General features: G+C 40.1%; 17 protein-coding genes, 1 tRNA gene and 1 pseudogene. 9 read left to right on the top strand and 10 right to left on the bottom strand.

The window, feature by feature from the left end:
• Nucleotides 1-292 precede the first annotated feature (292 nt).
• On the bottom strand, nucleotides 293-1,252 hold the full coding sequence (locus BV375_RS02375; protein ID WP_086756858.1) for an RluA family pseudouridine synthase: 960 nt from the start codon (nucleotides 1,250-1,252) through the stop codon (nucleotides 293-295).
• Between the two features lie 64 nt (nucleotides 1,253-1,316).
• Nucleotides 1,317-1,502, bottom strand: coding sequence for a hypothetical protein (locus tag BV375_RS35715; RefSeq protein ID WP_143841959.1), 186 nt, complete (start codon nucleotides 1,500-1,502; stop codon nucleotides 1,317-1,319).
• Between the two features lie 1,393 nt (nucleotides 1,503-2,895).
• Between BV375_RS35715 and BV375_RS02365 the strand changes: the two genes are divergently transcribed.
• Nucleotides 2,896-4,014 carry a response regulator gene (locus BV375_RS02365; RefSeq protein ID WP_086756853.1) on the top strand — a complete coding sequence of 373 codons (1,119 nt, stop codon included), beginning with the start codon at nucleotides 2,896-2,898 and terminating at the stop codon, nucleotides 4,012-4,014.
• Between the two features lie 71 nt (nucleotides 4,015-4,085).
• On the top strand, nucleotides 4,086-4,481 hold the full coding sequence (locus BV375_RS02360) for a response regulator (protein WP_086756851.1): 396 nt from the start codon (nucleotides 4,086-4,088) through the stop codon (nucleotides 4,479-4,481).
• Between the two features lie 128 nt (nucleotides 4,482-4,609).
• Here BV375_RS02360 and cobA read toward each other — a convergent pair whose 3' ends face one another.
• Together cobA and BV375_RS02350 are read right to left on the bottom strand one after the other, a co-directional pair.
• Complete coding sequence (gene cobA, locus BV375_RS02355; RefSeq protein WP_086756849.1) at nucleotides 4,610-5,392, bottom strand: uroporphyrinogen-III C-methyltransferase; 783 nt, start codon at nucleotides 5,390-5,392, stop codon at nucleotides 4,610-4,612.
• Nucleotides 5,389-6,114, bottom strand: coding sequence for a sirohydrochlorin chelatase (locus BV375_RS02350; protein WP_086756847.1), 726 nt, complete (start codon nucleotides 6,112-6,114; stop codon nucleotides 5,389-5,391). The genes cobA and BV375_RS02350 overlap by 4 nt, the downstream gene beginning before the upstream one ends.
• On the opposite strand from BV375_RS02350, the gene BV375_RS02345 reads away from it, so the two are divergent.
• Complete coding sequence (locus BV375_RS02345) at nucleotides 6,108-6,965, top strand: DUF416 family protein (RefSeq protein WP_166507350.1); 858 nt, start codon at nucleotides 6,108-6,110, stop codon at nucleotides 6,963-6,965. The two genes, BV375_RS02350 and BV375_RS02345, sit on opposite strands and share 7 nt — an antisense overlap.
• Before the next feature lie 465 nt (nucleotides 6,966-7,430).
• On the opposite strand, the gene BV375_RS02340 is transcribed toward BV375_RS02345, so the two are convergent.
• Together BV375_RS02340 and BV375_RS02335 are read right to left on the bottom strand one after the other, a co-directional pair.
• Nucleotides 7,431-8,810 carry a serine/threonine-protein kinase gene (locus tag BV375_RS02340; protein ID WP_086756845.1) on the bottom strand — a complete coding sequence of 460 codons (1,380 nt, stop codon included), beginning with the start codon at nucleotides 8,808-8,810 and terminating at the stop codon, nucleotides 7,431-7,433.
• A 75-nt stretch (nucleotides 8,811-8,885) separates the two neighbouring features.
• Nucleotides 8,886-9,266 carry a DUF4359 domain-containing protein gene (locus BV375_RS02335; protein ID WP_086756843.1) on the bottom strand — a complete coding sequence of 127 codons (381 nt, stop codon included), beginning with the start codon at nucleotides 9,264-9,266 and terminating at the stop codon, nucleotides 8,886-8,888.
• Nucleotides 9,267-9,383: 117 nt separating this feature from the next.
• On the opposite strand from BV375_RS02335, the gene BV375_RS02330 reads away from it, so the two are divergent.
• Together BV375_RS02330 and BV375_RS02325 are read left to right on the top strand one after the other, a co-directional pair.
• Nucleotides 9,384-9,456, top strand: a tRNA-His gene (locus BV375_RS02330).
• A 1,353-nt stretch (nucleotides 9,457-10,809) separates the two neighbouring features.
• Nucleotides 10,810-13,230 (top strand): sucrose synthase, encoded by a 2,421-nt coding sequence (locus BV375_RS02325; RefSeq protein ID WP_086756841.1) that lies wholly within the window; start codon nucleotides 10,810-10,812, stop codon nucleotides 13,228-13,230.
• A gap of 217 nt (nucleotides 13,231-13,447) precedes the next feature.
• On the opposite strand, the gene BV375_RS02320 is transcribed toward BV375_RS02325, so the two are convergent.
• From BV375_RS02320 to cax, 3 genes and pseudogenes are all read right to left on the bottom strand, one after another.
• Nucleotides 13,448-13,975 carry a peptidoglycan-binding protein gene (locus BV375_RS02320; protein ID WP_086756839.1) on the bottom strand — a complete coding sequence of 176 codons (528 nt, stop codon included), beginning with the start codon at nucleotides 13,973-13,975 and terminating at the stop codon, nucleotides 13,448-13,450.
• 734 nt (nucleotides 13,976-14,709) lie between these two features.
• A pseudogene (locus BV375_RS02315) lies at nucleotides 14,710-14,919 on the bottom strand (peptidoglycan-binding domain-containing protein); the annotation flags it as partial.
• 209 nt (nucleotides 14,920-15,128) lie between these two features.
• Complete coding sequence (cax, locus tag BV375_RS02310) at nucleotides 15,129-16,220, bottom strand: calcium/proton exchanger (protein ID WP_086756835.1); 1,092 nt, start codon at nucleotides 16,218-16,220, stop codon at nucleotides 15,129-15,131.
• 999 nt (nucleotides 16,221-17,219) lie between these two features.
• On the opposite strand from cax, the gene BV375_RS02305 reads away from it, so the two are divergent.
• A complete protein-coding gene (locus BV375_RS02305) occupies nucleotides 17,220-19,955 on the top strand; it encodes a DUF3536 domain-containing protein (protein WP_086756832.1) in 2,736 nt (911 codons plus the stop codon).
• 322 nt (nucleotides 19,956-20,277) lie between these two features.
• Here BV375_RS02305 and BV375_RS35710 read toward each other — a convergent pair whose 3' ends face one another.
• On the bottom strand, nucleotides 20,278-20,448 hold the full coding sequence (locus tag BV375_RS35710; RefSeq protein ID WP_134075790.1) for a ssl1498 family light-harvesting-like protein: 171 nt from the start codon (nucleotides 20,446-20,448) through the stop codon (nucleotides 20,278-20,280).
• Between the two features lie 436 nt (nucleotides 20,449-20,884).
• Here BV375_RS35710 and BV375_RS02295 point away from each other — a divergent pair, with 436 nt between their 5' ends.
• The 3 genes from BV375_RS02295 to BV375_RS02285 all read left to right on the top strand — a co-directional run bounded on the left by BV375_RS02295 (nucleotide 20,885) and on the right by BV375_RS02285 (nucleotide 25,325).
• Nucleotides 20,885-21,118 (top strand): hypothetical protein, encoded by a 234-nt coding sequence (locus tag BV375_RS02295; protein ID WP_086756827.1) that lies wholly within the window; start codon nucleotides 20,885-20,887, stop codon nucleotides 21,116-21,118.
• A gap of 549 nt (nucleotides 21,119-21,667) precedes the next feature.
• A complete protein-coding gene (locus BV375_RS02290) occupies nucleotides 21,668-22,567 on the top strand; it encodes an alpha/beta hydrolase (protein ID WP_086756824.1) in 900 nt (299 codons plus the stop codon).
• 427 nt (nucleotides 22,568-22,994) lie between these two features.
• Nucleotides 22,995-25,325, top strand: a complete 2,331-nt coding sequence (locus BV375_RS02285) for an AMP-binding protein (protein WP_086756821.1) — start codon at nucleotides 22,995-22,997, stop codon at nucleotides 25,323-25,325.
• The last annotated feature ends 28 nt before the right edge of the window (nucleotides 25,326-25,353 follow it).

The following is a 25,353-nucleotide window of genomic DNA, read 5'->3' as shown; positions in this document are numbered from 1 at the left end:
AACCATTTTTTAAATTATTTATAACAGTAAATACGTATAATTCAAGCTTTAAAAGAAGAGAATTCAAATTTAGAAAGTATTAATAGATACATTTTTTATTAAATAAGTTGAATCAAAATAATAATTAATTATTGCTAAAAATCAAGATAGTTTTTATATATCCAGCATAATTACTCATTTTGGACAGCTAAACTATGGTTTTTGCTATCACTTTAGATGTAACATTTATTTATGTACTTCTGTAAAGCAGAGTTAAGGAAATCAGAAATATTGACCAATATTTTTAACTTATCTAATAAGAAATAGCCGCACGCCGCCGCAAAACTTCTAGCAAAGTGAGAAATGTTTGTGGAGGGGGTGCTGTGACCTCAATTAGATTTCCTGATAAAGGATGCTGTAACTTGAGCTTCCAAGCGTGCAGTGCTTGACCAGGCAAATTTACTCCAATAGAACGACCAGAACCATAAACTGGATCGCCAACAATGGGATGACCAATTTTGGAGCTGTGGACGCGAATTTGATGGGTGCGTCCGGTTTCTAGTTGGAAGTGAATTAATGTGTAATTTCCCAAACGTTCTAGTACTCGCCAATGAGTGACAGCAGCACGTCCGCCTTGTTCAATGGGAACAACTGCCATTTTTTTACGGTCTTGGCGGTGGCGACCAATGGGTAAATCTATAAGACCACTTTCAGCTTTTGGCGCACCATAAACTACACCTAAGTATTCTCTTCGTGCAGTTTTGGCTTGGAGTTGTGCTTGCAAGCTTTGATAAGCGATATCTGTTTTGGCAATAGCGATCGCCCCGGTTGTATCCTTATCTAATCGATGCACAATTCCCGGACGCTGGACTCCCCCAATTCCAGGTAAGTTGGGACAGTGTGCCAACAAAGCATTAACTAGTGTGCCATCTGGATGACCAGGTGCAGGATGCACAACTAAACCTGCGGGTTTATTCAGAATGAGTAGCTGGTCATCTTCATATAAGATATCTAAGGCAATATCTTCTGCTTGCAGTTCTAGAGGTTGAGCTTCTGGGATTTCTAGAGTAATGCGATCGCCTGCTTTGACATTGATTTTTTTAGATGTGCAGACTTGACCATTGAGATGGACATTACCCTGTTCGATTAGCTGTTGGATGCGGGAACGGGATAAATTTGGTAGTTCTTGAGAAAGGTAGCGATCGAGGCGTTCGCTAGAGGCGTTGGTGAGGCCATCGCTGTTTGCTTGGACTTGTAAATTAAATTCGGTCACAATTGGTCTGGATTAATTCCCCTATCTGGAAGTAAAACGCAGAGTGCTTGTTGTTGAGTTTCTGCTAGTTAATTTTAACGAACTCAAGCGCCAAGCTAAGAATCAGGATTTTGCTGCTTACGGTAGTTATACAAACTTTTGCCTTTGCGACTATATTATTCGTCATAACCTTGATCGTAATCTGTGCATTGATGGCTTCATTGCAGGTTTTTACAGTAGCCTGATAATCTTGAGATTTGAGGACTGCCATACCTCTATTCTCCCAATCTCGCCAATTATTGATAATCTGTTAGGTACAGGGCTTCATCGCAAGAAGCGATCTCTTCTTCATATCGCTCTAAAGTTCAGAGAGTTTATGAAGAATGTTGGAGAATTTATTGGGGGTCTAACCCCTCAGCAATTTACCAATAGTTTCTTTATAATTACAAGGGCTAAATTCTATTTAACTTCTTAAATATTTTTTTAAACTGTCTAAGTGTTTTACTACTGCATAAATATGATTTAATAACTAAAAAATGATAATTTACTGTACATTTCTGCTTAGCCCGGAGTAGCAAATAAATAAATTTTTTTTTATATTTCCTAGATTTACTTATCATAAATTTCACATATTTTCTTTCACTGTTCCTAAATTTTGAAGTAACCTAGGTCTTATTAAGGAACGTACTTAATATCTACCATTTAGCTGAAAATTACTATTTTTCAACTACTTAAGTATGACAATCTCTTTTTATCTGTAAAATCAGCCTATGGATCAACAAAACCCTAAAAGCATTCCCCGCAGCAGGTAATAACATACACTTCTGTGTGATGGTTTGGGATCAGACATCGGTAAATCGGTGATACATAGAGAATCAGCCTACATAGAGTTTTCTAACTGGCTGAGATTTGCTATGTAATTCTCTAAATTTCTCTATAAATTTGAGAATTTAGCACTTAATATTGTGCAGAGTAAGTAATTTCCTCCCATAACAGTAAAATTTGTCCTCAATGCTTGTGAAAAGCTTGCCTTCTGCCAAGTTGGTAGCAATTACATCGAATTACGCACAATCATCGCTCAAAATATTAACTAACTCACCGTTGATGGTAATTCGCTATTATTGTACAAGTAATAATTTTATCCAAGCATACAGAGATAATCTCCACAATCTCCAATTTGGATAAAATAATAAACTGTTCGTTTACTTAGTTACAATAAATACGGTGAATTAAAATGGAGTCATACCCAAGGCGAAATTAGCTACAATCTCATAGCGTAAAAACCCTTTACCAGTATCACTGTCATTTCATAAAAGCTGAAAGCGGTGGCTACTAGTAAACACTTGCGTTACTGTGATATGAGCTAGATTAGCGAAAGATACAGAAAGTAAAGCTGATTTTTGGAATACTGTTTCCTAGCAGCAAGTATAGCCATTTTGCTATTTGGCAATAGCATGGCTGTTCTACTTCAGCACGAGTGCAGTTCGATGCACTATAGTGTGACAGGGAGTGGGGAGTTGGAGAGTGGGCAATTCGCCTGTACTCACGTAGATGTGAAGCGCTATTTTTATCTGAAAGCACTTCTAGCTTAATCCCTGTGATGCTGGGAAAGGGTTTCCACAACATTCAACTGCAAATATTGCTTTTATATTAGAGCCGTCCCAATGAAGACACTTCCTATTAGTAGATACAGGTTTTTTCAGAAACTACAGCCCCTATCTCTTTTAAAAAAAATCACTAATAAGTCGGTGACCGGGTGCTTACAAGTATTTAGTACATCAGGTTCTTGGTCAATATATATAGATGAAGGCAAACTGATATATGCTTGCTACTCGGAGAAAATGTTTGAGCCGCTTTATAGAAACTTGCAGCGCTTGAGTAAGCAGATTTCTACTATTCCTAAAGGAATTGATGAGCAGCTACGAGCAATATTTGAAACAGGGATTGAGAATCAGGCAATACCAAATCCAGATTATCTAGCTATTTGTTGGTTAGTCAATCAGAAATATATTAGTCCTACACAAGCAGGAATTTTAATAGAACAATTGGCGCTAGAAGTTTTAGAATCCTTTTTAAGCGTGGAGGAAGGAAGTTATGAATTTGTTCCTGAATCCTTTTTAGATGATTTGCCAAAGTTCTGTTATTTAAATCTGCGCCTACTGGTTGAACAGTGCCAAAAATATAGGGGAGAATTTGCTGGTCGCGAAACATCACCAGCACAAGGAAATATTCACTCATCCATTTCTCAAAGACAGGGGTCATTTGCACGTCAAAAGCCATCGCAACCTCCAATAAAAGCCCCATCAGCGCTGAGAACTGGTAGCTCTCAAGTAGTGGAAAACTCTAACTATTTGCCCAATTATTCTGACAATCGAGATAACAGCCTTCAGCATGTTTCTCCTTCCGCTAATGACAAAAAAATCTACACTATCTTTTGCATTGATGATAGCCCAAGTGTATTAAATGCTATCAAAAACTTTTTGGATGAGCAAATGTTTTCTGTTGTTGGTGTCACAGATTCATTAAAAGCTTTAATGGAAATTCTCCGTACCAAACCTGACTTAATTTTATTAGACATTACCATGCCAAATTTAGATGGGTATGAGTTATGTTCTCTACTGCGTAAACACTCACAGTTTAAAAATACACCTGTGATTATGGTAACAGGAAAAACTGGGTTGATAGATAGAGCAAAAGCCAAAATGGTGAAAGCATCAGGTTATTTAACTAAGCCTTTTACTCAAGGAGATTTACTTAAAACTATCTTTCAACACATGGTGTAAACACCTGGTGTAATTTCGCAATCAGCACTATAACGATACCAAGCCAACATATTTCTGTAGGAGGTTGAGGGTTGAGTATTACTTGGGCTGGGAAAATTTTGATTGTCAAAGACTCTCTGCGAGAATGGAAAATTATCAGTCATTATCTCGGAGATTGGGGTTACAACATTGTTAAAGCTTCTAGTGCTAAAGAGGCTTTAGAAATAGCATTGGAAGAAAGACCCGATGCGATTGTTACCAGCGTGGTGATGCCAGGAATGAGTGGGTTTGAGTTGTGCCGCTTCCTGAAAATAAATTTAAATAGTCAAAAAGTACCGATTGTGGTCTGTAGTAATAAAAATCAGGCAGTTGATCATTTATGGGCGAGGAAACAAGGTGCCGATGTCTATTTAACTAAGCCGTATACTCCTGAAGATTTACTGAGTGCGATTCAATCAGCCACCGAGTGGAATTGTATTCTATCATGAATAGTTACAAATTAACAAGACTCATTTGTTATTTGTCACTTGTCATTTATAATTGACTACTTGTCATTTTGTCATTTGTCATCGGTCATTTGTCTTTTGTTATTTTTCCCTCATCTCCGCAATTCCGTTCATGACCGGGGACGACAATCAGATAAAATACAGTGCATATTGACCACCAAGCCAATGACTGCGATCGCTGGTGCGCCAAATCCAGTCTTTTCCACTTGCTCGACAATTGTCCCAACTTGACCAATCAACTCTTCTTGGTCTGGTCGTGTACCCCAACGTACTAAGGCAATTGGCGTTTCTAAACTCAAGCCTGCTACCCGCAATTGCTCCACAATATAGGGCAGATTATGAATTCCCATATAAATAACTATAGTTTCCGAACCGTGGGCGATCGCACCCCAATTTACAGTAGGTCGATACTTACCCGCCGACTCGTGACCCGTAACAAAGGTAACTGAAGAGCTATACAACCGATGAGTTAAAGGAATACCCGCATAGGCTGGTGCCGCAATTCCTGAGGTAATACCAGGCACAACTTCTACTGGGATTCCCGCTGTTACCAATTCTTCCATTTCTTCGCCGCCACGACCAAAAATAAACGGGTCGCCACCCTTAAGCCGCACGACTATTGCATGATCCCGCGCTTTATCAATTAGTAGTTGGGTTGTGTCTTCTTGTAATAGGGAATGTCGCCCCATCCGCTTACCCGCGTTGATTTGCTCTGCTTGCGGGTTAATCATCTCCAAAATTGCTGGACTCACCAAAGCATCATAGATAACCACATCAGCACATTCCAGCAGACCCTTACCCTTGAGAGTCATCAGTCCTGGATCTCCTGGCCCCGCACCTACCAAATAAACCTTTCCCAAAAACTTGTTCTCCTGTGTGTCTGTGCGGTTCATGTATCTATTAAATCCCAAATTAGCTGGGCTAATTCTTCTGTATTTGCTCCCAAGGGCTGCGCCAAATGGAAATTTACGAGAGGAAATTGTAATTTTAGCGTCTCTACTGACTGAGCGATCGCATCAGTTATGCCACCAGGGAATAAAAAGTATGGCAAAATTGCAATCTCCCTCTTGCCAACAGCAATTAACTCTTTGACTCGTGATTCTAAACTTGGGGCTAGAGACCAATAAGCTGCCACTGCACCCAGATTTTCAGCAATTGCTTCCACTGGCTGTTGAGAACCAGGGCGACGACTACCATGCGCTAATAGAATCCACGCTGCTGTATTTTTGCTTGATATTTGCTTGGCAACTAAGCTTTCTAAATTGGGATGACTACCTATATATGGTTGTAGGTCAATCATCATATCTTGACCAAGAGCCTGTTGAGCTAGAGTTATTTCATGGGGAATGTCTTTCATAACATGCACTCCCGGCAATAAAAATAAGGGTATAACTTTGAGGCGATCGCAGTTAGCAGCAAAAGCGCTTTCGGCAAAATGTTTGATCTGCGTGTGTAAAGGTTCCGGCCTTAGTTCTAAGTAAACTATATCAAATAGATATTCTGGCTTGTGAGTGTTTTGTAATTTGTCACGTATCAACCTCGCCAGTTGCTGCATAGCAATTTCTGGGCGCGGATCGCGACTTCCGTGAGATACCAGGAGGTATGCAGATGGCATGGGCAAAAGTTGAACTTTTACTAGTTATTTGTAATATTTTACTAAATATTAATCAATCAGGACTTATACAAGGACTACGAATTTTGTCATTACGAGCGAAACGAAGTAATCACAAAAGCTTAGTTTTTCGTCATGAATGCGTAAAGCATTACTTAAGCCATTGCTTGACTTCATCACTGAATTCACTAACATTTGACTTTAATGCACCGAGCAAAAATATGAATCTTAAACTTTACGAATTTGATGTTTTAGAAGCAGAATTAACATGGCTTCTATCTGCTCACAGACTTGCATTTGCTGCTGCTTGTTGCGAGCGGCTTTTACCTAATTATAGTCTGGTCAGGCAAGAAGATGGTTGGGGCGATCCTTCTATTCTAAGAAATGCACTAAATGAAGTATGGTTTTTTATTCAAGGACAACCAATAAGTGGTGAACAAATTCGCCAACTATTGAAGGTGTGCAGTGAAGTAGTTCCCCATGCCGATGATGTGTCAGGCTCGCAGTACGATGTTGAAGCACAGGAAGCGGCTTCTGCAATTTGCTTCTCTTTGGAAGCCTGTCTTGACCCTACACCAAAAAACATTATTAAGGTTGCAAAGTCTGTAATGAACACAATTGATGGTTATCTCACTGCCATGAAAGATATTGAAAATCCTAATTGGTGGGATGAAAAATCGCTTGAAGAGCAAAAGAAAGAATTTGCCCTGCACCCGTTAGCAATGCGAGAAATTGCAAAACAAAGTGAAGATTTACAAAGTTTAAAAAATGTTGATAAATTAGATTCTAGTTTTTTAGAATGGCTTCGCACTTCATCTGATAATCAAGGAAAAAGCTTGATTAATTTGCCTTGAATTATACTTTCTATATTAATTAGATAAATTTAATCTCATATTTTAAGAAACTAACTAAGAAAAAATATTCTGAGTTAGCTAAAGAGCAGTATTGATAAGGCTTTCATCTGCCAATGCTGCGTACCTTTCTTGCTAGGTCAGGGCTAGCAGATGGGTAAAGCATTGAGCCAGACCTTAATAACACTAAGGCGTTTAAATATTCAATAACGGGGGAATACACTCCTATCAATAATTACCTGTTACAGATTGTTGGTATCAATTAGTATTTTTAATCCAAAATCTAAAATCCTAAATTGACGTGAGTTCGATGTATTCAAAGAACCCCACTTCCATTCCTCTTCCCGTTGCGGAGAGAGACTTAAAAAGCTGATGTTTCCGTTGTGATAAATTTAATTTTCTGCCCAAAATAAGAAATTGTATGCCCCTCTCCGATGCGGAGAGGGGTTGGGGAGAGGTTCATCGAACTCACATTAAATTAGTATTACAGTTTGCCAGTTTTGCTGTTAAAGCACTGAGGTGTCGCCACAATTGAGTACCACCAGCCCAATTGTGGGAGGGTAAATGTCCTGGAGGCGCTGACAACCGAAAAAATAATTTCTGAAGTGGAGAAGTAGAGTGGGGTAGATTCCAGCCTATAGCAGCGCAAAACTTGCCATAGTCACCGTCAACACTTTCATAAATTTGCCTTTGCACGCTGAAACCAAAACGCCCTTTGCTATATTTCATCCATAATTCGTCAATTATTTCTAAATCCTCACAAGGCAAATTTTCAATATCACTACTAAAAAAATAGCTGCCTATGGGCTTTCTGATTGCTTGACACATCAGTGCCCAAGTTGTTTCATCTGCTGATTGCCATTGTCTTAAAGCAAGTAAATCGCGCAAGTGATGGTAATCCACTCCTGCTTGTGATTTCAAAGTATGAACTGGCTTTTTCTGTGCAGGTTGGGAAGAATCAAGTTTGAGCGCGCAGTTCAGCACTTGCAGAGCTTCAACAGCAGATTTGTAACGCTGGGAGAGAGCATTTTGCAGTAGTTTATCGAGAATGTCAGCGAGACGAGGATTTATTGTATCCTTACCTAAAATATAATCGCGCCACACCCAGCGATCGCTAGTTATATCAAACAAATCAAAGGGAGAAATCCCCGTTAATAAGTAAATACAAGTCACCCCTAAACTGTAAAGGTCACTAGCTGGTAGCGCTTTACCCCGCATTTGTTCAGGAGCCATATATCCTGGACTTCCGACTGTTGTACCTGTATGTAGCAAAGCTGTAGCGGTGATCTGTTTGGCAACTCCAAAGTCAATTAAAACTAGATCATTTCCTGATGATCTACGCATGATATTTGCTGGCTTAATGTCCCGATGGATCACTTGTCGGACATGAATAAATTGCAGCACTGGTAACAATTCTTTTAGAAGTTCCCAAATTTGCGCTTCGCTAAAAACTCCTTGCTGTTGCAACTCCTGTGCTAGCGTCTGTCCTGCAATCCATTCTTCTACCAAATATAGTTGATTTTCTTGTTCAAAGTACTCTAGCAGTTGGGGTATTTGGGGATGCTGCAACTCACTCAGGCGGACGGCTTCCTGGCGAAATAATTCCACCGCCTTCTCAAAGCTTGCCCCATTTTGTTCTGGAAAGCAGAATTGTTTAATGACGCACTTGGGTTTGGAGAAATGGTGTTCATCCACAGCTAAAAAAGTAATGCCAAAGCCACCACGTCCAATCAGATGAAGCAAATGATAGCGGTCTTTGAGCAATAGTTGCCTACCACATCTGGTACAAAATCTTGCTGTGTCAAAATTGTGCGGATACAGACAGCCAATGTTAGGACAGAGTTTCATTACAAGGTAGAGTTTTCCTTGGGTCTACATAGAAGTATTCCCAACTAATTCCGAATTCTCCCCCTGTGCTTGCTGCTACTGCTGTTCAGCAGAGTACGTATAAAAGTTATTAAATGCTCCCACAGTCTCAAATTTGTAAGACGGTATAAAAGAATTCAGTTTTAAATCTGTACTGTAAATACTAAAAATCATATAATCTTGACGTTTTGTAGTTCCTGCGATAATTCCCCGCATTTGCGGGTTAACGGAATCCACTGCTTTTTCACAATTAAAGTGTATTAAATTTTCTATAATGTCTTGTGTTTTCTGACAAACATCGGTTTTTAAATATTGCGTCAACCGTTGTACAGCATAGTCTTGATATTCAACCTCAGTGGGATTTGATTTCGTCATTATTACTCCTAATACGACTAGTCCTGCGGCTCCTAAATATGCAATAATCGTTGAGGCTTTCATGTTTTATCAGCTATGATTTGTTTTAGTCATTAGACAGCAAATTAACTGAGTCCGTTCCAATAACAAAAATTCTCTGGATCAAATCAGCAGAGAAGTGTTATAATCAAATAGTTAATGGCGAGCGTAGCCAAGTGGTTAAGGCAGTGGTTTGTGGTACCACCATCCGTGGGTTCGAGTCCCATCGTTCGCCCTCTATAAAATTAGACTCCTCATATATTCTGGCTAATCCTTGATATATAGACTGTTGTTGGCAATACCAATAACTTTCAATGTAGCAAAAATTTGTCATCGACAGTTGAATCAATCGATCATATAGAAATAACTAAACAAATATATTACTTTAAATTATGTATATTTTAAATATATATAAGCTTATATTGTTTATTTATAAGCGTACTTTCTGTATTCTCACGTCTGCCTTAAACTAATTTATAAGAGCCTCTATAAATTTGAGTCAACAGCAAAGAAAGAAAATTTCTTTTTTGTCTTTTATTTTATTGTTAAGACAGCCGTTAAATAAAAATAGAATAGATCTGGCTAGATATTAAATCTGCTTCTAAATAGGTTATTTCGTACACAATCAACTATTAAAGAACTCAAATAATAAAAATTAAGGTTATACCATTTCACTTTAAAAATGATACATATCGTATCGGCTAGCAGAGGGAGCAGAGGAAGCAGAGGAGCAGAGGAAGTAATTTGTATCAATAATTTCGTGAATTGGTATTAGGCTATAGAATCTTAGCTAAGAGATAATCATGATGTTATCGATGCTGTAGGCATATGAATTAACAATTTAAAATATTATTAAATTAATATTTTAAATGTATTTAAGTTTACTTAATATTTATATGTTAAAATAGAAAACTAATTATTATAAAGAATAATACCAATTTACAATTAGTTGAACATTGACATTTTATTATTGTCCAAAAACTATCAAAGCGGTTCATCTATATACTAGCAGAAGAATCAGTTTGAGAATTCTTTTCTGCGAAAAATTTACTTAGTTGACCGTCAATATATGAATTAGATTGAGTTATGAAACAAGAATTTTTCCAAATCAGCTTTAAAGGTTAGTACTTATCGTAAGTACAAAACATCTACCTTTTAAAATAATTTACTAGGAAAATATAAAGTATCTCTAAGCTCTGTCGCTGAACGGCTAAGAGCGAATGCATCTAGAAAAAGTATGTAAAATTCTATGCCTTTAGTTAGAGTTCAAAGTACTGAGTAATAGATACTTTAAGTAAAGTGAACATGATTTGCTCGGCAGTTTGAATACAGCTGTAATACAGATCCTGTTGATATCCGATTCAATAATAAGTCAATAAGCTGTGACGCCTTTAAAGTGTATATTGACTGATCAGAGCCGTCATTGATTATTGGTAATTTGTGTTTACAAAGGATAAATGACTAATGACGGTCTTCTCTTGTTGAAGACATTGCGCGAACAGGAAAAAATGTCCAATTTAGATGCGCATTAGCTTACTGATTTGGTTCTAGAGTCGAAAATACAAAATCATCTTTTGGAGGAGTTGCTATGTCTGAATTGTTCCAAATACTGCTAGATAGTGAAGAGAAGAGTGAGTTGCGTTCTTTTATTAGTGAGTTACGCCAGCAAGAAAAGAAATATTTGTTACGTAACGATATCATTAATGTATATAGTGAATATTGCTCCAAGTACAAGAATACTGGGAAGTCAGACAGTTCTTCTCATTTAGGCAAATTAATTTACTATACTCAAGAAATTATTCAAGAGGACTCCAACCTCTGTTTTATTATTCGTCCCAAGATAGCCAGCCAAGAAGTTTATCGGCTAACAGAAGACTTAAAAGTAGAACAAATGACTGTGCAGGAATTGTTGGATATGCGCGATCGCATAGTCAACAGATTTCATCCCAATGAAGGCGACCTGCTAGAACTGGATTTTGGGCCGTTTTATGACTACTCGCCTGTAATTCGCGATCCGAAAAATATAGGTAAGGGAGTAAACTTCCTCAACCGTTACTTATCTAGCAAATTATTACAAGACGCTAAACAGTGGCTGGAGAGCTTATTTAATTTCTTGCGGTTACATCAATATAATGGTGTGCAGCTGCTAATCAACGATCGCATTAAATCACACCAACAACTTTCAGAGCAAGTTAAGAAAGCTTTAGCCTTTGTGAGCGATCGCCCCCGCAATGAACCCTATGAGGAATTCCGCTTCACCCTACAAACAATGGGTTTTGAACCAGGTTGGGGAAACACAGCTCAGCGCACCCAGGAGACTTTAAACATCCTTGATGAACTAATAGATTCTCCCGATCCCCAGGCTCTAGAAGCCTTCATCTCTCGGATTCCGATGATTTTTAGAATCGTCCTGGTGTCTCCCCACGGATGGTTCGGACAAGAGGGAGTATTAGGACGACCTGATACTGGTGGTCAGGTGGTTTACGTCCTCGATCAAGCCAAGTCTTTGGAAACACAGCTGCAAGAAGATGTCAGATTAGCCGGTTTAGAAGGACTAAATGTACAACCCAAGGTAATTATTCTTAGCCGTCTAATTCCCAATAGTGATGGTACTCTTTGTAACCAACGTTTAGAAAAAGTTCACGGCACAGAAAACGCCTGGATCTTGCGAGTACCTTTGCGAGAATTTAATCCCAACATGACGCAAAACTGGATTTCGCGGTTTGAGTTTTGGCCTTATTTAGAAACCTACGCCATTGATGCCGAAAAAGAACTGCGGGCAGAATTTCACGGACGACCCGACTTAATAGTTGGTAATTATTCTGATGGAAATTTAGTAGCGTTTCTACTGGCAAGACGTATGAAAGTTACCCAGTGTAACATTGCTCATGCTTTAGAAAAATCTAAATACTTGTTTAGTAATTTGTACTGGAACGATTTAGAGGATAAATATCATTTTTCCTTACAATTTACTGCTGATTTAATTGCCATGAATGCTGCCAATTTTGTTATTAGCAGCACCTACCAAGAAATTGTGGGAACACCGGATAGTGTAGGACAGTATGAATCGTATAAATGCTTCACTATGCCGGATTTATATCATGTAGTGAATGGAATTGAATTATTTAGTCCTAAATTTAATGTGGTTCCACCAGGGGTGAATGAGAATTACTACTTCCCCTATACGCGGAATGAAGACCGAGTGGAGAGCGATCGCCAGCGCCTTAACGAAATACTTTTCACTCTAGATGATCCCAGTCAAATTTTTGGGAAACTCGACGATCCTAACAAGCGCCCTATTTTCTCAATGGCACGTCTCGATCGAATTAAAAATATGACTGGTTTGGCAGAATGCTTTGGTAAAAGTCAAGAATTACAAGAGCATTGCAACTTAATTTTGGTAGCAGGTAAGCTGCGTGTTGAAGAATCAGGCGACAACGAAGAACGAGACGAAATTGTTAAACTTTACCAAATTATCGACCAATACAATCTCCACGGCAAGATTCGCTGGTTGGGTGTACGCTTATCTAAAACTGATTCTGGTGAAATTTACCGAGTAATTGCAGATCATCAGGGAATCTTTGTGCAACCTGCTTTATTTGAAGCATTCGGTTTGACAATTTTGGAGGCAATGATTTCAGGGATACCAACTTTTGCCACACAATTCGGTGGTCCTCTAGAAATTATTCAAGACAAGGTTAATGGATTTTACATTAATCCAACAAACTTAGAAGAAACCGCCGCTAAAATTTTAGATTTTGTCACTAAGTGTGAACATAATCTTAATTATTGGCAGTCAATTTCTCAGCAAAGCATTGAGCGAGTTTACAGCACCTATACTTGGAGAATTCACACAACAAAGCTGCTATCTTTAGCAAGAATTTACGGTTTTTGGAACTTTACTTCTCACGAAAATCGAGAGGATTTGCTGCGCTATATAGAGTCTTTGTTCTATTTAATTTACAAGCCAAGAGCACAACAACTATTGGAGCAGCATAAGTATCGCTAATTAGTCATTAGTCATTTGCTACTACTAATAACTTTTGAATCCTCACTAAATTTTCAACTCACGCCAGTCAACGTTAAATTGTAGGGTGTATTATAGTGGTGCGTTACGGCTATTTCTCACTCTCTTAAAGGCTCAAATTATTACATAGCTGTAATACACCCTACTCAAGCTTTGGCTAATAACTCTTAACTGTTGAGCATTGACTTTTGACTTTTAACTAAATTGTTAACTCACGCCAGGTTCTTTGACCAACTATTCCATCTACCGATAAATTACGCCGATTTTGAAATGCTTTAACAGCCGCCTCTGTTAATGGGCCAAATACCCCATCAACCCGCATTCCATAGCCATGAGCCACTAACAGCCGTTGTAATACTCTGACGAGCACGCCTGAACTACCAAAACGTATAGTTGGCGGTTGGCTATTGTACTTTTGGACTCTTGTTCTGGCTATTAAATTGTCTGCGATTACAGAGCGAGTATGCTGCGATAGCTTTTTGCTGATTTCTTTAACGAGATTTTCTTTGTTGAATTTAGGAGATAGCGGAGTAGCTAGGGAAGCTCCATCTGTCTCCATAAATTCTGGTGGTGTAATTTGAGCAGTTGGAACTACTTGAGATAATTGGCTTTGTATTGAGTTTTGTAAGCTATTTTCTAGATGAGGCGGTTGCTGCTCCGGTAAATCGGGCAAAGATGGTTGTCCTGTTGTTAACACGCCCGTCATCAGCAGGCCAATTTCACTCATTATAGTTCTTTGTACTAACACCAATATTCCTTTTGACACACCGAATTTCTATTATTCCGGAATAATGCATAGGAATAAATAAAAAAGTCATGTAATAATTTATTAGCAAAAACTTGTTATTACTTGGATATAAAATATGGTAGGGTATAACATTGTTATGCCCTTAAGTACTTAATGGATTTCACTATCAATGTCAATTATTTATTTATGAATATGGCAGACGTAGTTAATCCCAACTGTTTTACAATCGATACTTAAGAGTAGACTGTTTAGTTTCATGTTTATAGACATGCAGTTAGTTGATGGTTAATAACTGCATTTTCACTTTTAGATAATAACCTCTAACTATGGCTTTTAGAGGCAAGCAACGAATAAAAGAGATACTTACTTAGCTCATTATCTGTGTCTTGTTTTTCTTAAGAGCGGCCCCACTGGCGGCGCACCACGCGCTACTAATAAAACAAACAAGTCAAATCCTCTTCCCGTCTGCCGTTTGCCGTCTGTCTTCGGCCTTGTATCTTGAAAGTACAGCAGGTGTGAAAATAAAGATAACATACTCTACTTTAAGCTGCTTCCCATCTACAAAACAGCTATAAAATTTACAATAATAGCTTTCCAAATTTCATAGTCGCTGAGTAGATGGCAGAAGAGTAGCTTATCGTAAGTTAGCGATACCAAGGCATAATTTAGCTAAAAACGTGATTAATTACTAATGAATAATCTCTGATAGCTAATTATGTTAACTCGCGCCAAGTTCGAGGACCAACTAGCCCATCTGCATTTAAATTTCGCTGGTTCTGAAAGGCTTTGACAGCCGTCTCTGTTAATGCACCAAAAACTCCATCAACTTTAACAGCATAACGATTATTTAATAACAGTCGCTGTAATACTCTAACAGCATCACCAGAATCACCAAAACGTAGATTTGGCAGGCTGGGATTAGCGCTAGTAAGCGAATTTAAAGGTTGTGATTGAGTTGTAGGTATTGTTTCCATAATTCTGAGGTAATGTTCAATAACTAACCGTTACTTAATTATTTGTGGATGATTAGCGATCGCTACAACAACTGACAATGCTCTTGAATTCTATTAAAAAGCGATCGCTCTCGATTAAAGTGTAAGCGATCGCCCATGAAGTTGATGTTTGCTGGTAACTAACCGATGCCATCAATGACTGGGTGGAAGTAGAAAGCTATTCCCAAGACTGTATAGGCAGCTAATAATAAGGTTCCTTCTAGCCAATTAGATTTACCATCAGAACTAATGCTGTTGGCAATCAATACGGCTACAGCAACAGCTACTAATTCAAAAGGTTGGAAATTTAAATCCATAGGTTGGCCGAATATCCAGCCTGCTACCACTAAAACAGGAGCGACAAATAAAGCAATCTGCATACTCGATCCCACAGCTACAGAAAGAGAAAGATCCATCTTATCTTTCATCGCTACGGTGACTGCTGTGGCGTGTTCCGCAGCGTTACCCACAATAGGAACAATAATCACCCCAGTAAACAGTGCTGTCAAACCTAGCTGGGATGTAGCTACTTCTAAAGAATCGACTAGCATTTCCGACTCTAGAGCTACTAAGAGAGTACATACTAACAGCACGCCACTCCATAACCAAAGATTTGGTTTGGTATGAGGCATTTCGTCTATCTCTGCTTCTACCATGCCCACTTCATATAAATAGGAGTGGGTTTTCATTGAAAATAGCAGTGTTAGTGCATAGACCAAGATTAAGACTATGGCAACGGCAACAGAAAAATGTTGTAGAGTTTGTCGGCCAATTCCCTTAGAGGTAATGTCCATAGCTGTGGGTAACAGCATCGCAATTACCGCCAGATTCATGGCTGAAGCATTTACACGAGCTACAATTGGCTGAAAGGTCTGCTCCTTATGACGTAATCCTCCCAAAAGCATAGAAAGACCCATCACTAGTAGTAGATTGCCAATAATCGATCCGGTGATACTAGCTTTGACTACATTGACTAGCCCAGCCTTTAGCGCAACTAAAGCAATAATTAGTTCCGTAGCATTACCAAAGGTGGCATTTAATAACCCCCCTAAGGAGGGACCAACTACTACAGCAATTTCTTCTGTGGCTGCACCCATCCAAGCTGCTAAAGGCAGAATTGCTAATCCAGCTGTGATGAAAACTATCAAGTCTCCCCACCCCAAAAAGTGAGCTGCTAAGGAAACCGGGATAAAAAATAACAAAACGAGAAAAAAAATGTTTTTGCCTGACATTGGTCACTTTGAGTTGAGGGTATTTAGTCACAGATGCCTGTATAGCCAATAGTCATTAGGAATATTGACTATGACATCAAGAGGCTGGAAGTCATCAGCCTCAGTTGTTCAACCTGGCTGAGGGTTGAAATTCGTTCCCAAGTAAGAGAACGACTTTGAACAAAAAGGTTAGCATCTGTGTAGCACTGATCACTATTAGCTACCAAAACCTGCGTTGATGACAACCCTGCTAAAATGCAGATTTTGGTTTGGCAAGTGATGGGTAGCAGATGCGATCGCAGATAAAATTGCCGTCGACATCAAACAATTGTTTCCTTTTGCTCAAAGGCTAACCAAGAACCTTAGTTAGCCCTTTTATTTTGCCCAGACTTTTCCTAGATACACTATGAGTCGATCACAACAACATTAACGAATTGAATCTTGGTGCGGTTAATCTAAATGAGTGCAAACCCGCAAAAAGAGGCGATGACGCGGTGAACTTTAATTTTCTTAATCTCCGCCTCAGCCTTCAGGTTCGCAATCGTCTGGGTCGAGCTAACTCTCCCGCAGTGCTGTGTCACTGCCTCAGCCATTACTCATCAACATTCTCATCAAGTAGTTCCGAGATTTTACGGTTTTCATTCTCAAGCTAGATATGTAATATAAGATTGCGTTTTGCGTAGATTTTGCAATGTTTCGTAGCAAAACTATGACTTGAGGTCGATATTTTACTGAAAAAATGCGGTTTAATATATTAAAAGACAATTAAATTTATTGGCGTTACCAACAGTGTAGACTCCGCAATTAGGAGTTATTTAATGGCTAATAATTTTGATGCCTTTTGGGAAAGGGCTGTGCGATAACGCAGATTTCCCGCTATACTAAGACCGCTTTGTTAGAATTTTGACTGTATTACATAGTTGTTATCGGTACCGGATTTTGTGTTCAAGCCCTTGAATAAAGGTTAACAGACCCATTTTTGACACAACTGCAAGTTTTTTTGATTTTGGATAAATATACATGACTTCTGCTGCTGAACTGCCAGCTAGTTCTGGCTCAAAATTCACGTCCCAATACGATCCCAGACACACTTCCCAGAGCGATCCCCTAAGAACGGCAACGGGTGTTTATGTGACTGTACATGGTCACTTTTACCAGCCACCAAGAGAAAACCCATATCTGGACGCGATTGAACGCCAACCGAGTGCTGCACCTTTCCATGATTGGAATGAGCGGATTCACTGGGAATGCTATCGTCCGAATGCCTTTGCCAGGGTGTTAAATGACCGGGGCGAAGTCATAGATATCGTAAATAATTACGAGTACATGAGCTTTAATATCGGCCCCACGTTAATGTCGTGGCTAGAACGCTACGATGTTGAGGTTTATCAGCGGATTTTGGAAGCAGATGCCAAGAGTTCGCAGCGCTTGCACGGTCACGGTAATGCGATCGCGCAAGTATACAATCACATCATCATGCCTCTGGCTAATGAACGGGACAAATATACCCAAATTCGCTGGGGCAAAGAAGACTTCCGTTCCCGCTTTGACCGCGATCCCGAAGGTATGTGGTTAGCGGAAACTGCTGTAGACTATGCCACTCTCGAAGCTTTGGTGGCTGAAGGAATTCGCTTTATTGTCCTCGCACCATCGCAAGCACAGCGTTGTCGTCCTCTGCCGACGAAAGACGATCCCCACCCCGAATGGCACGAAGTTGGTGGTAGTCAGATTGATCCCACGCGTCCCTATCGTTGTTATTTGAAGCCTGAACTCAGCATTGCATCTTCACCCCTGAATGCAATTCACAGCAACCATGACAAAGGTGCATTGGATGCAGAATCCGTAGAAGGATTACCCTACATTGATATCTTCTTCTACGATGGCCCGATCTCTCGGGATATGGGTTTTAGTGACGTTATTTATAGTTCCAATCACTTTGCTGGACGCATAGGTTCAGCTGTGCGTGGGGATCATCGTCCAGCGCAATTGATTTCTGTCGCCACCGATGGGGAAACCTTTGGACACCACAAGAAAGGAACCGAGAAAACTCTAGCCTACGCTTTTAAGGGCGAGTTTCCTAACCACGGTTGGACAGTGACAAACTATGCTCACTACCTGAGTTTAAATACTCCCGCTTGGGAAGTAGAATTAAAGCCGATTACCGCTTGGAGCTGTGCCCACGGTGTAGATAGATGGCAAGATGACTGTGGTTGCGGCGGTGAAGGCGGCGTTTGGCATCAGAAATGGCGTCGTCCTCTGCGCAATGCCTTGAATTGGCTGCGGGATCAGCTACTTGAAGTCTATGAAGAATATGGCAAACAACTATTCCGCGATCCCTGGCTAGCACGAGATGAATATATTCAAGTCATCCGCGATCGCTCTTCTGCCAATGTTAGCCGTTTTCTCAGCCGCCATCAAACCCACAAACTCACAGCCGCCGAACAAGTAGATGCTTTGCGTTTATTGGAAATGCAGCGTCATTCTTTGCTGATGTTTACTAGTTGTGGTTGGTTTTTTGAAGAAATTTCTCGCCCTGAAGGTACGCAGATTCTGCGTTATGCCGCCCGCGCTTTAGAACTAGCAGGGGATGTAGCAGGTGTGCAGCTAGAAAAAGGCTTTCTCAAACGTCTGGGTTTAGCCCCCAGTAATGTTGACCATTTCAAGCACGGTACCGAAATTTATCGCCAACTAGTATTGACTGCCCAGATTAGTTGTCAACAAGTAGCCTCGCACTACGCTATTACTTCTCTGTTTGCCAACCACAAACCAGCAGAGACACGTAATTTCCTATCTGGACAAGATACTAATGGCAAACATCCTCATGTTTCCCAAAAGCGGGTTTACTGCTACACCGCTAATGAGTTGGATTACCAAATGCAACGCATGGGATCGCTAACTTTGGCAGTTGGTCATTTGCGGCTAGTGTCAGATATTACTTGGGAAAGCGAAGATTTGGTGTTTGCAGTTCTCCATTTGGGCGGCTGGGATTTCCACTGCTGCATTCAACCATTTGCCGGACGACGCGACTACAGTCAATTAAAAGACAAGCTGTTTGCCTCGCTGCAACAAGCTAGTGCGGCTCAAACTATCTTGATCATGACGCAGTTATTTGGGGAAGAAACTTTTAGCTTACAAACTCTGTTTGCGGAAGAACGCCACCGAATTATGCGGCTGCTGAGTCAAGAAACACTGACACGATTAGACCAGCTTTATACCCAGGCGTACCGTGATAATTACGGCGTGATTGCAGCGTTTCATCGAGATGAACTAGCTGTACCAAAAGAGTTGCAGGTAGCAGTGGAGATTGCTTTAGGATATCGCTGTTTGACAACATTGCGATCGCTTGAGCAAGATATCGCGGAACCGCAATTAACCTCAAATCACATCGTAGAATTAGAAGCGATCGCCAACGAAGCCAAGCATATGCGCTGTCGGCTGGATATTCCTGAAGGCAAGCAGATATTGGAACAGTTAATTACGCGATTGCTTTGGCAATTGTTACACGATCCCAATGGCAGCTTAGATGCAGATATCCAACGCTTAGAACGGTTGATTGATACCGCATATCATCTAAACTTTGGTATTTCTCTGCATCGATCCCAAGAACTATACTTTAGTTGCTTGCACAGTCAAATATTACCAATTTGTATCGCCACCCTCAGTAATGAGCGAGAAAACAGTAAATGCGATCGCTTGCTAAAGTTAGGACAAAAGTTGGGCATTGATATGAGTGGCATTATCAATCAGTTGCGCTAGCAGTTAATATCATTAGCTCTGAGATTTCCATATTGCTCCCCTCCTCGCTTGCGGGGAGGGGCTGGGGGTGGGGTTCCGAGGAAGTATGGTTAATTGAGTAACTCTGTGACAATCCAAGATTTCCAGGACTTACGCAAGGACTACGATTTTACGTCATTACGAGCGAAGCGAAGTAATCGCAAAGGCTTAGTTTTTCGTCACGAGTGCGTAAGTCCTAATTTCAACAGATGCTCCTCCAAATACAAAAAACCCCGGTGATTAACCGAGGCTGATGGGAGAAGTCCAAATGACGATTAGATACAGCTATTAAAAAGGGAAACTTTTAGCTAATACCAGAAGCAAACAACACCAAAGCAGTAACTAATAAAGTTGCAACTGCACCTTGGAAGGCATAGCGACTTTGCTGCTCAGTTGAAGGGTATGCAGCGTAGTAAGTTTGGGGTTCAGTCGCGTAGTTGTTGAGAATACCTTCTTCGTTAATAGTGGTGTACATAGTTTGTTTGCCCCGTTGTTAACTTATGTGACTAAATTTAACAACTTTGTAACGAAGTGTCAACTACTATTGACAATAAAAGGCTGATGTTGTTAATCAGAGTGACTTATCAATGGTGGGGAAAAGTAGCAACTCGTAGACAGGACTTCAGTGCTGACTACGCGAGAGGAATTTCATGTCTCTAATGAAAGTTTTAGCCCCGTGAATGAGGCTATTAGCTCCGTGAATCAGGCTTTTTACTCCGTGAATGAAGCTTTTTGCTCCGTGAATGAGGCTATTATCTCCATTAATGAGGCTATTATCTCCGCGAATGAGGCTTTTAGCTCCGTGAATGAAGCTTTTTGCTCCGTGAATGAGGCTTTTATCTTCGTGAATGAACCTATTATCTCCGTGAATGAAGCTTTTAGCTCCATGAATGAGGCTTTTATCTTCGTGAATGAGTATTAAAATCTCTGTATTAGGCAGTATTTATCAAAATCTAAATATGGTGGGCAGTGCCCACCCTACAATACTTATTCTCAGATCTCTCACTTTTAAGCGGATCGCTACGCCTAAACGTCAAGGCTATCTCTGGGATGGGTTATTAAATAGAAGCGTTTTTATCAGCTATGTGCTGGAAATTGGTTTTCTGTTGTTCATGGCTGCGATCGCGCCTAAGATTTGGAAATAAAGCAGAAGACAGAAGGGTATTTTCAACTGGAGACTCCGCACTAGCTGACACGAAGTGCGATCGCCATTAACTACATTTCCCGCGTCCCCACGTCTACTTCCACCTTTGGCAACAAACTTGGCAAAATACACATCTAATAATTAAGCGCTAATAATTGTTGAGACTCCCAACTGAATTGAATAGAATTAATACAATATAAAAAGATGCACAACGACTTCTGAAACCTATGTCTTGAGACCGAACAAATTCTCAATCAATTTGTATCAAGGTCTCAAAACGTAGATTGTTAATACCAGCATTTTTACTTACGTTAAATCAAAGCCTGATAATATCGGCAAACGCCGTAAAGTAGCGACAAAGCGGGCAAGATTATATCTACTCAGGGCCAAGTTTTAACTAGGTAATAGTGGATTAGTTGTCAGAGTTTGTAGTTAGCAATTGAGTGCTCACTACATAATTACAGTTACTAATCACAGAAACTAAACACAACAATCTCCAATTGCGTCTTGAGACATAAATTCTAGAAAAACGCATTTGGTAGGTACAGCAATGACACACATCGAAGGCACCTTCACCGGAGCAGGGGGGCTTGAACTTTATTACCAAAGCTGGCAGCCAGAGGGTGAATTACGGGCAGTTATCGCCGTAGTACACGGGTTTGGAGCGCATAGCGGATTATTTATGGATGCTGCGCAGCATTTACTACCTTTGGGTTATGCTATCTACGCTTTTGACTTGCGAGGACATGGGCGATCGCCCGGACAACGGGGACATATTAATTCCTGGGCAGAGTTGCGAGAAGATTTACACACCTTCTTGACGCGCATTCAAGAACGAGGCCCTGGCTGTGCATATTTTTTGTGGGGTCACAGTTTGGGAGCCGCGATCGTTGTAGATTATGCCTTGCGCTTTCCCCAAAGCTTGCAGGGAGTAATCCTCACAGCACCTGCTTTAGGAAAAGTTAACCTGCCGTTGCTGAAAGTGGCTTTGGGGCGAATGCTTTCACAAGTTTGGCCAAACTTTAGCCTGAAAGTAGGTCTTGATAAAGGCACAAATTTACGCGGACCGAATCTCATTGCTACCCAAGACCCATTACGGCACGAGTATGGCAGTGCGCGACTGGCCGCCGAATTTTTCGCTACTGAAAAATGGGTTACTACTCATGCTTGCGAGTTACAAGTCCCTTTGTTAATTATGTATAGCAGTGGCGATAAAATCACACCGCCAGAAGGCAGCGTGGCGTTTTTCCAAAAGGTAACTTTCCCCGATAAAGAAAGCTATGAGTATCCTGGAGACTATCACGACTTTCACGCTGATATTAATTACCAAAAAGTACTTGTAGATTTAGAGCATTGGCTAGAAAAGCATTTGGATGGAGATATAGACAATCAACCATCAAGGTGTTTGATAAAAATACCTACCTTACAGACTGAAACTATTACTCATTGATGGCTTTCTTTGCGAAAAAGATACAAACGTTGTCGTTGATCCCCAGCATGAACTACATTATTATTAGTACAGAAGAGCTTAGTTTAAGTCATTAGGTAGGGAATACTCCTAAGACTTAAAGCAACACTAATTCTGTCTTTAAGAGATACCTATTTGGAAGGAGAAATTTGGCAGGTGTCAGGATTAAGGTATCAGAAGTCGGCATCTTAGGCATTACCTGGTCTGGCATGAAGCTGCGCTCAAGTATCTGAAGAGAAATAATTATTCAACAGAGACTTAGAGCATTTTTATTCTGAATAAAAAATTTGGTAATTAGGAAAAATTTTTTCTAATACCTATATTACTTATCAGTGAATAGCGAACATCTGATAACTGATGACCGATAACTGATAACGAGGGGAAGAGTAAGAAACTCTTCTTAGATAAAATGTTATCTACCAATAAGACTTATAGAGCGCCTCCCAACTCAGGAGAAGTAGTCTTAGGGCGTACTTTGCCTTCCTTATTAGATGAAGCGTGCGATCGCTTTCCCAACCCCCGCGCCTTAAACCAGTTTACAGAAACAGGCTGGCAACCTTTATCTAATCACGAATTGCGCACGGCTACGGCAGAATTAGCGTTGGGTTTGCTGGGCTTGCAAATGAAAGCAGGCGATCGGATTGCGTTACTCATGCACAGCGATATCAACTTTTGTATTGCTGACATGGGTTCCTTACTCGCAGGTTTGGTAAATGTGCCAATTGATTTAACCCAAACAATTGAACACATTATCTTCATTTTGCAGCACACAGAAGCGAAGGCGCTGTTTATTTCTAATTTAGAGTTGCTTTCTCAAATTATTCCTTACCTGGAAAATGCAACTCATCTCAAGACAGTAATAGTTGCTGATGTTCCTATTGATTGGCATCAACAGCGACAACAATTAACCTGTCAACAAAGTACGGAATATGAAAAAACGCTAAATAGCGATATTCAAATAATTCCTGATAATCTTTGTTTGTTGCTACCAACCTTACACTCATCAGCGCAATCAGTTAGAGATATTCCCCAATGTATTCAAGTCTTTTCATTGGAGGAAATTCGCGTTCAGGGACAGATTAAGAATTCGGAAGCTAGTATACACGAACTTAATTCCAAAATAATAGCTGATGACTTGGCAACTATCATTTACATTCCCGGCATTACAGGAGAACCTCAAGGGGTAATGCTCACCCACGAAAATCTCTCTGCGAATGCATTAGCCATGTTTACCGGCATCCCTGATTTGGCATTTGGAGCACAGGAGGTAGTTCTTTCATTTCTACCATTAACCCATGTTTTGGCTCGTGTCTTTGTCTACGGTCACATTAACTATGGTCACAGCATTTATTTCAGCAATTCTAATCGGGTATTAAAACATCTCAAAGAAGTCAAACCAACAATATTTGCTACCGTTCCTTTGCTATTAGAAAAAGTTTATAGCAAGTTTATAGAAGAAGGAGATAAAAATAAGACACGCAGCAAAAAAGAAAACGAGATCAGGGTAAATTTACCGCGTCGTCGCATCACCATCTTACCCTTCAAGTTCCCAGCTATGTGGTCGGGAAAAACGCCACTTGATACCCTGCGAGAAGCCTCTATTCAGGTGTCTACAACAGGGAGAACTCTCGTAAAGCAGTGGTTTCCCTCCCGCAGTACCGCAGTTTCTTTTGGAAGAAAGCCATCCACCGAACTGCTTGCTGTTTCACTGCGACAATTCTATCTTCCTCTATCTCAATCAATGATGAATTGGGCAATAAAAATAGCCCAAAAATATGAATTGGGAATCACACCACAACGTCAAGATGCTTTGATGTTGAAGTTGGCAGATAGATTGATATTTTCGCAATGGCGTTCTGTTTTTGGTGGCAATATAAAATACCTACTTAGCGGAGGTGCGGGTTTAAAAGCAGAAATTGTGAATTTATTTGCGGCGGCGGGAATAAAAATTCTGCAAGGCTATGGTTTAACCGAAACCAGTTCAGCGGTAGCGTGTAATCGTAGTCAATTCAACCGTGCAGGAACTGTAGGCGTACCAATTGCTGGCGTAGAAATTGCGATCGCCGAAGATGGGGAAATCCTCACAAGAAGTCCTTACATTACTCAAGGCTATTACAAAAACCTGGAATCTACCCAGCAACTAATTGATGCTCAAGGTTGGTTACATACAGGCGATTTAGGAGAATTTACTTCTGAGTGTTTTCTCAAGATTACTGGTTTAAAGAAAAGCCGCTTTAAACTTTCCACTGGTAAGTATGTAACATCCCAACCAATAGAAAGCAAGCTAAAAAAATCTCCTCTGGTAGCGCACGCTGTTACTGTCGGTTCGGAATGTAAATTCTGCGCCATGCTGATTTTTCCTAATTTAGAAAACTTGCATCAGCAGGCTTTATCAATCGGAATTGATTTACCTATCGAAGATTTGCTTAAACATCCTTGCATTATCGCTTTATATCAAGCATTAATCGATGAAGCAAATTGTCACTTACCTCATTGGTCAACTGTAAAAAGATTCCAGCTAATTAATGCCACACTCACTATAGAAAATGGACTGCTAACACCAACTCAGGAGGTAAATCGAGCAAAAATTTTAGAAGTGTTTGCTCAAGAAATTAATTCAATGTATGAAGAAAAGAGGATGCAAAGACATGGAGATGTAAATATAGGAAAAATAGATGAATTATGTCCTGCTAATCCGACATTTTCATGTCCTGCATTTGCTCAGTCTCTCAATTCATAACAATTAGACTTCTTGTAAAAGGCGAAAA

The organism is Nostoc sp. 106C, assembly GCF_002154725.1.
Taxonomy (GTDB): Bacteria; Cyanobacteriota; Cyanobacteriia; order Cyanobacteriales; family Nostocaceae; genus Aulosira.
This window is presented reverse-complemented; position numbering and strand designations above follow the sequence as displayed.

Coding starts and splice junctions, on each gene's coding strand:
- BV375_RS35715 (WP_143841959.1), bottom strand. CDS start 1,502: ATGGCAGTCCTCAAATCTCAAGATTATCAGGCTACTGTAAAAACCTGC.
- BV375_RS02365 (WP_086756853.1), top strand. CDS start 2,896: ATGAAGACACTTCCTATTAGTAGATACAGGTTTTTTCAGAAACTACAG.
- cobA (WP_086756849.1), bottom strand. CDS start 5,392: ATGAACCGCACAGACACACAGGAGAACAAGTTTTTGGGAAAGGTTTAT.
- BV375_RS02345 (WP_166507350.1), top strand. CDS start 6,108: ATGGCATGGGCAAAAGTTGAACTTTTACTAGTTATTTGTAATATTTTA.
- BV375_RS02350 (WP_086756847.1), bottom strand. CDS start 6,114: ATGCCATCTGCATACCTCCTGGTATCTCACGGAAGTCGCGATCCGCGC.
- BV375_RS02340 (WP_086756845.1), bottom strand. CDS start 8,810: ATGAAACTCTGTCCTAACATTGGCTGTCTGTATCCGCACAATTTTGAC.
- BV375_RS02335 (WP_086756843.1), bottom strand. CDS start 9,266: ATGAAAGCCTCAACGATTATTGCATATTTAGGAGCCGCAGGACTAGTC.
- BV375_RS02325 (WP_086756841.1), top strand. CDS start 10,810: ATGTCTGAATTGTTCCAAATACTGCTAGATAGTGAAGAGAAGAGTGAG.
- BV375_RS02320 (WP_086756839.1), bottom strand. CDS start 13,975: ATGAGTGAAATTGGCCTGCTGATGACGGGCGTGTTAACAACAGGACAA.
- cax (WP_086756835.1), bottom strand. CDS start 16,220: ATGTCAGGCAAAAACATTTTTTTTCTCGTTTTGTTATTTTTTATCCCG.
- BV375_RS02305 (WP_086756832.1), top strand. CDS start 17,220: ATGACTTCTGCTGCTGAACTGCCAGCTAGTTCTGGCTCAAAATTCACG.
- BV375_RS35710 (WP_134075790.1), bottom strand. CDS start 20,448: ATGTACACCACTATTAACGAAGAAGGTATTCTCAACAACTACGCGACT.
- BV375_RS02295 (WP_086756827.1), top strand. CDS start 20,885: ATGAGTATTAAAATCTCTGTATTAGGCAGTATTTATCAAAATCTAAAT.
- BV375_RS02290 (WP_086756824.1), top strand. CDS start 21,668: ATGACACACATCGAAGGCACCTTCACCGGAGCAGGGGGGCTTGAACTT.
- BV375_RS02285 (WP_086756821.1), top strand. CDS start 22,995: ATGTTATCTACCAATAAGACTTATAGAGCGCCTCCCAACTCAGGAGAA.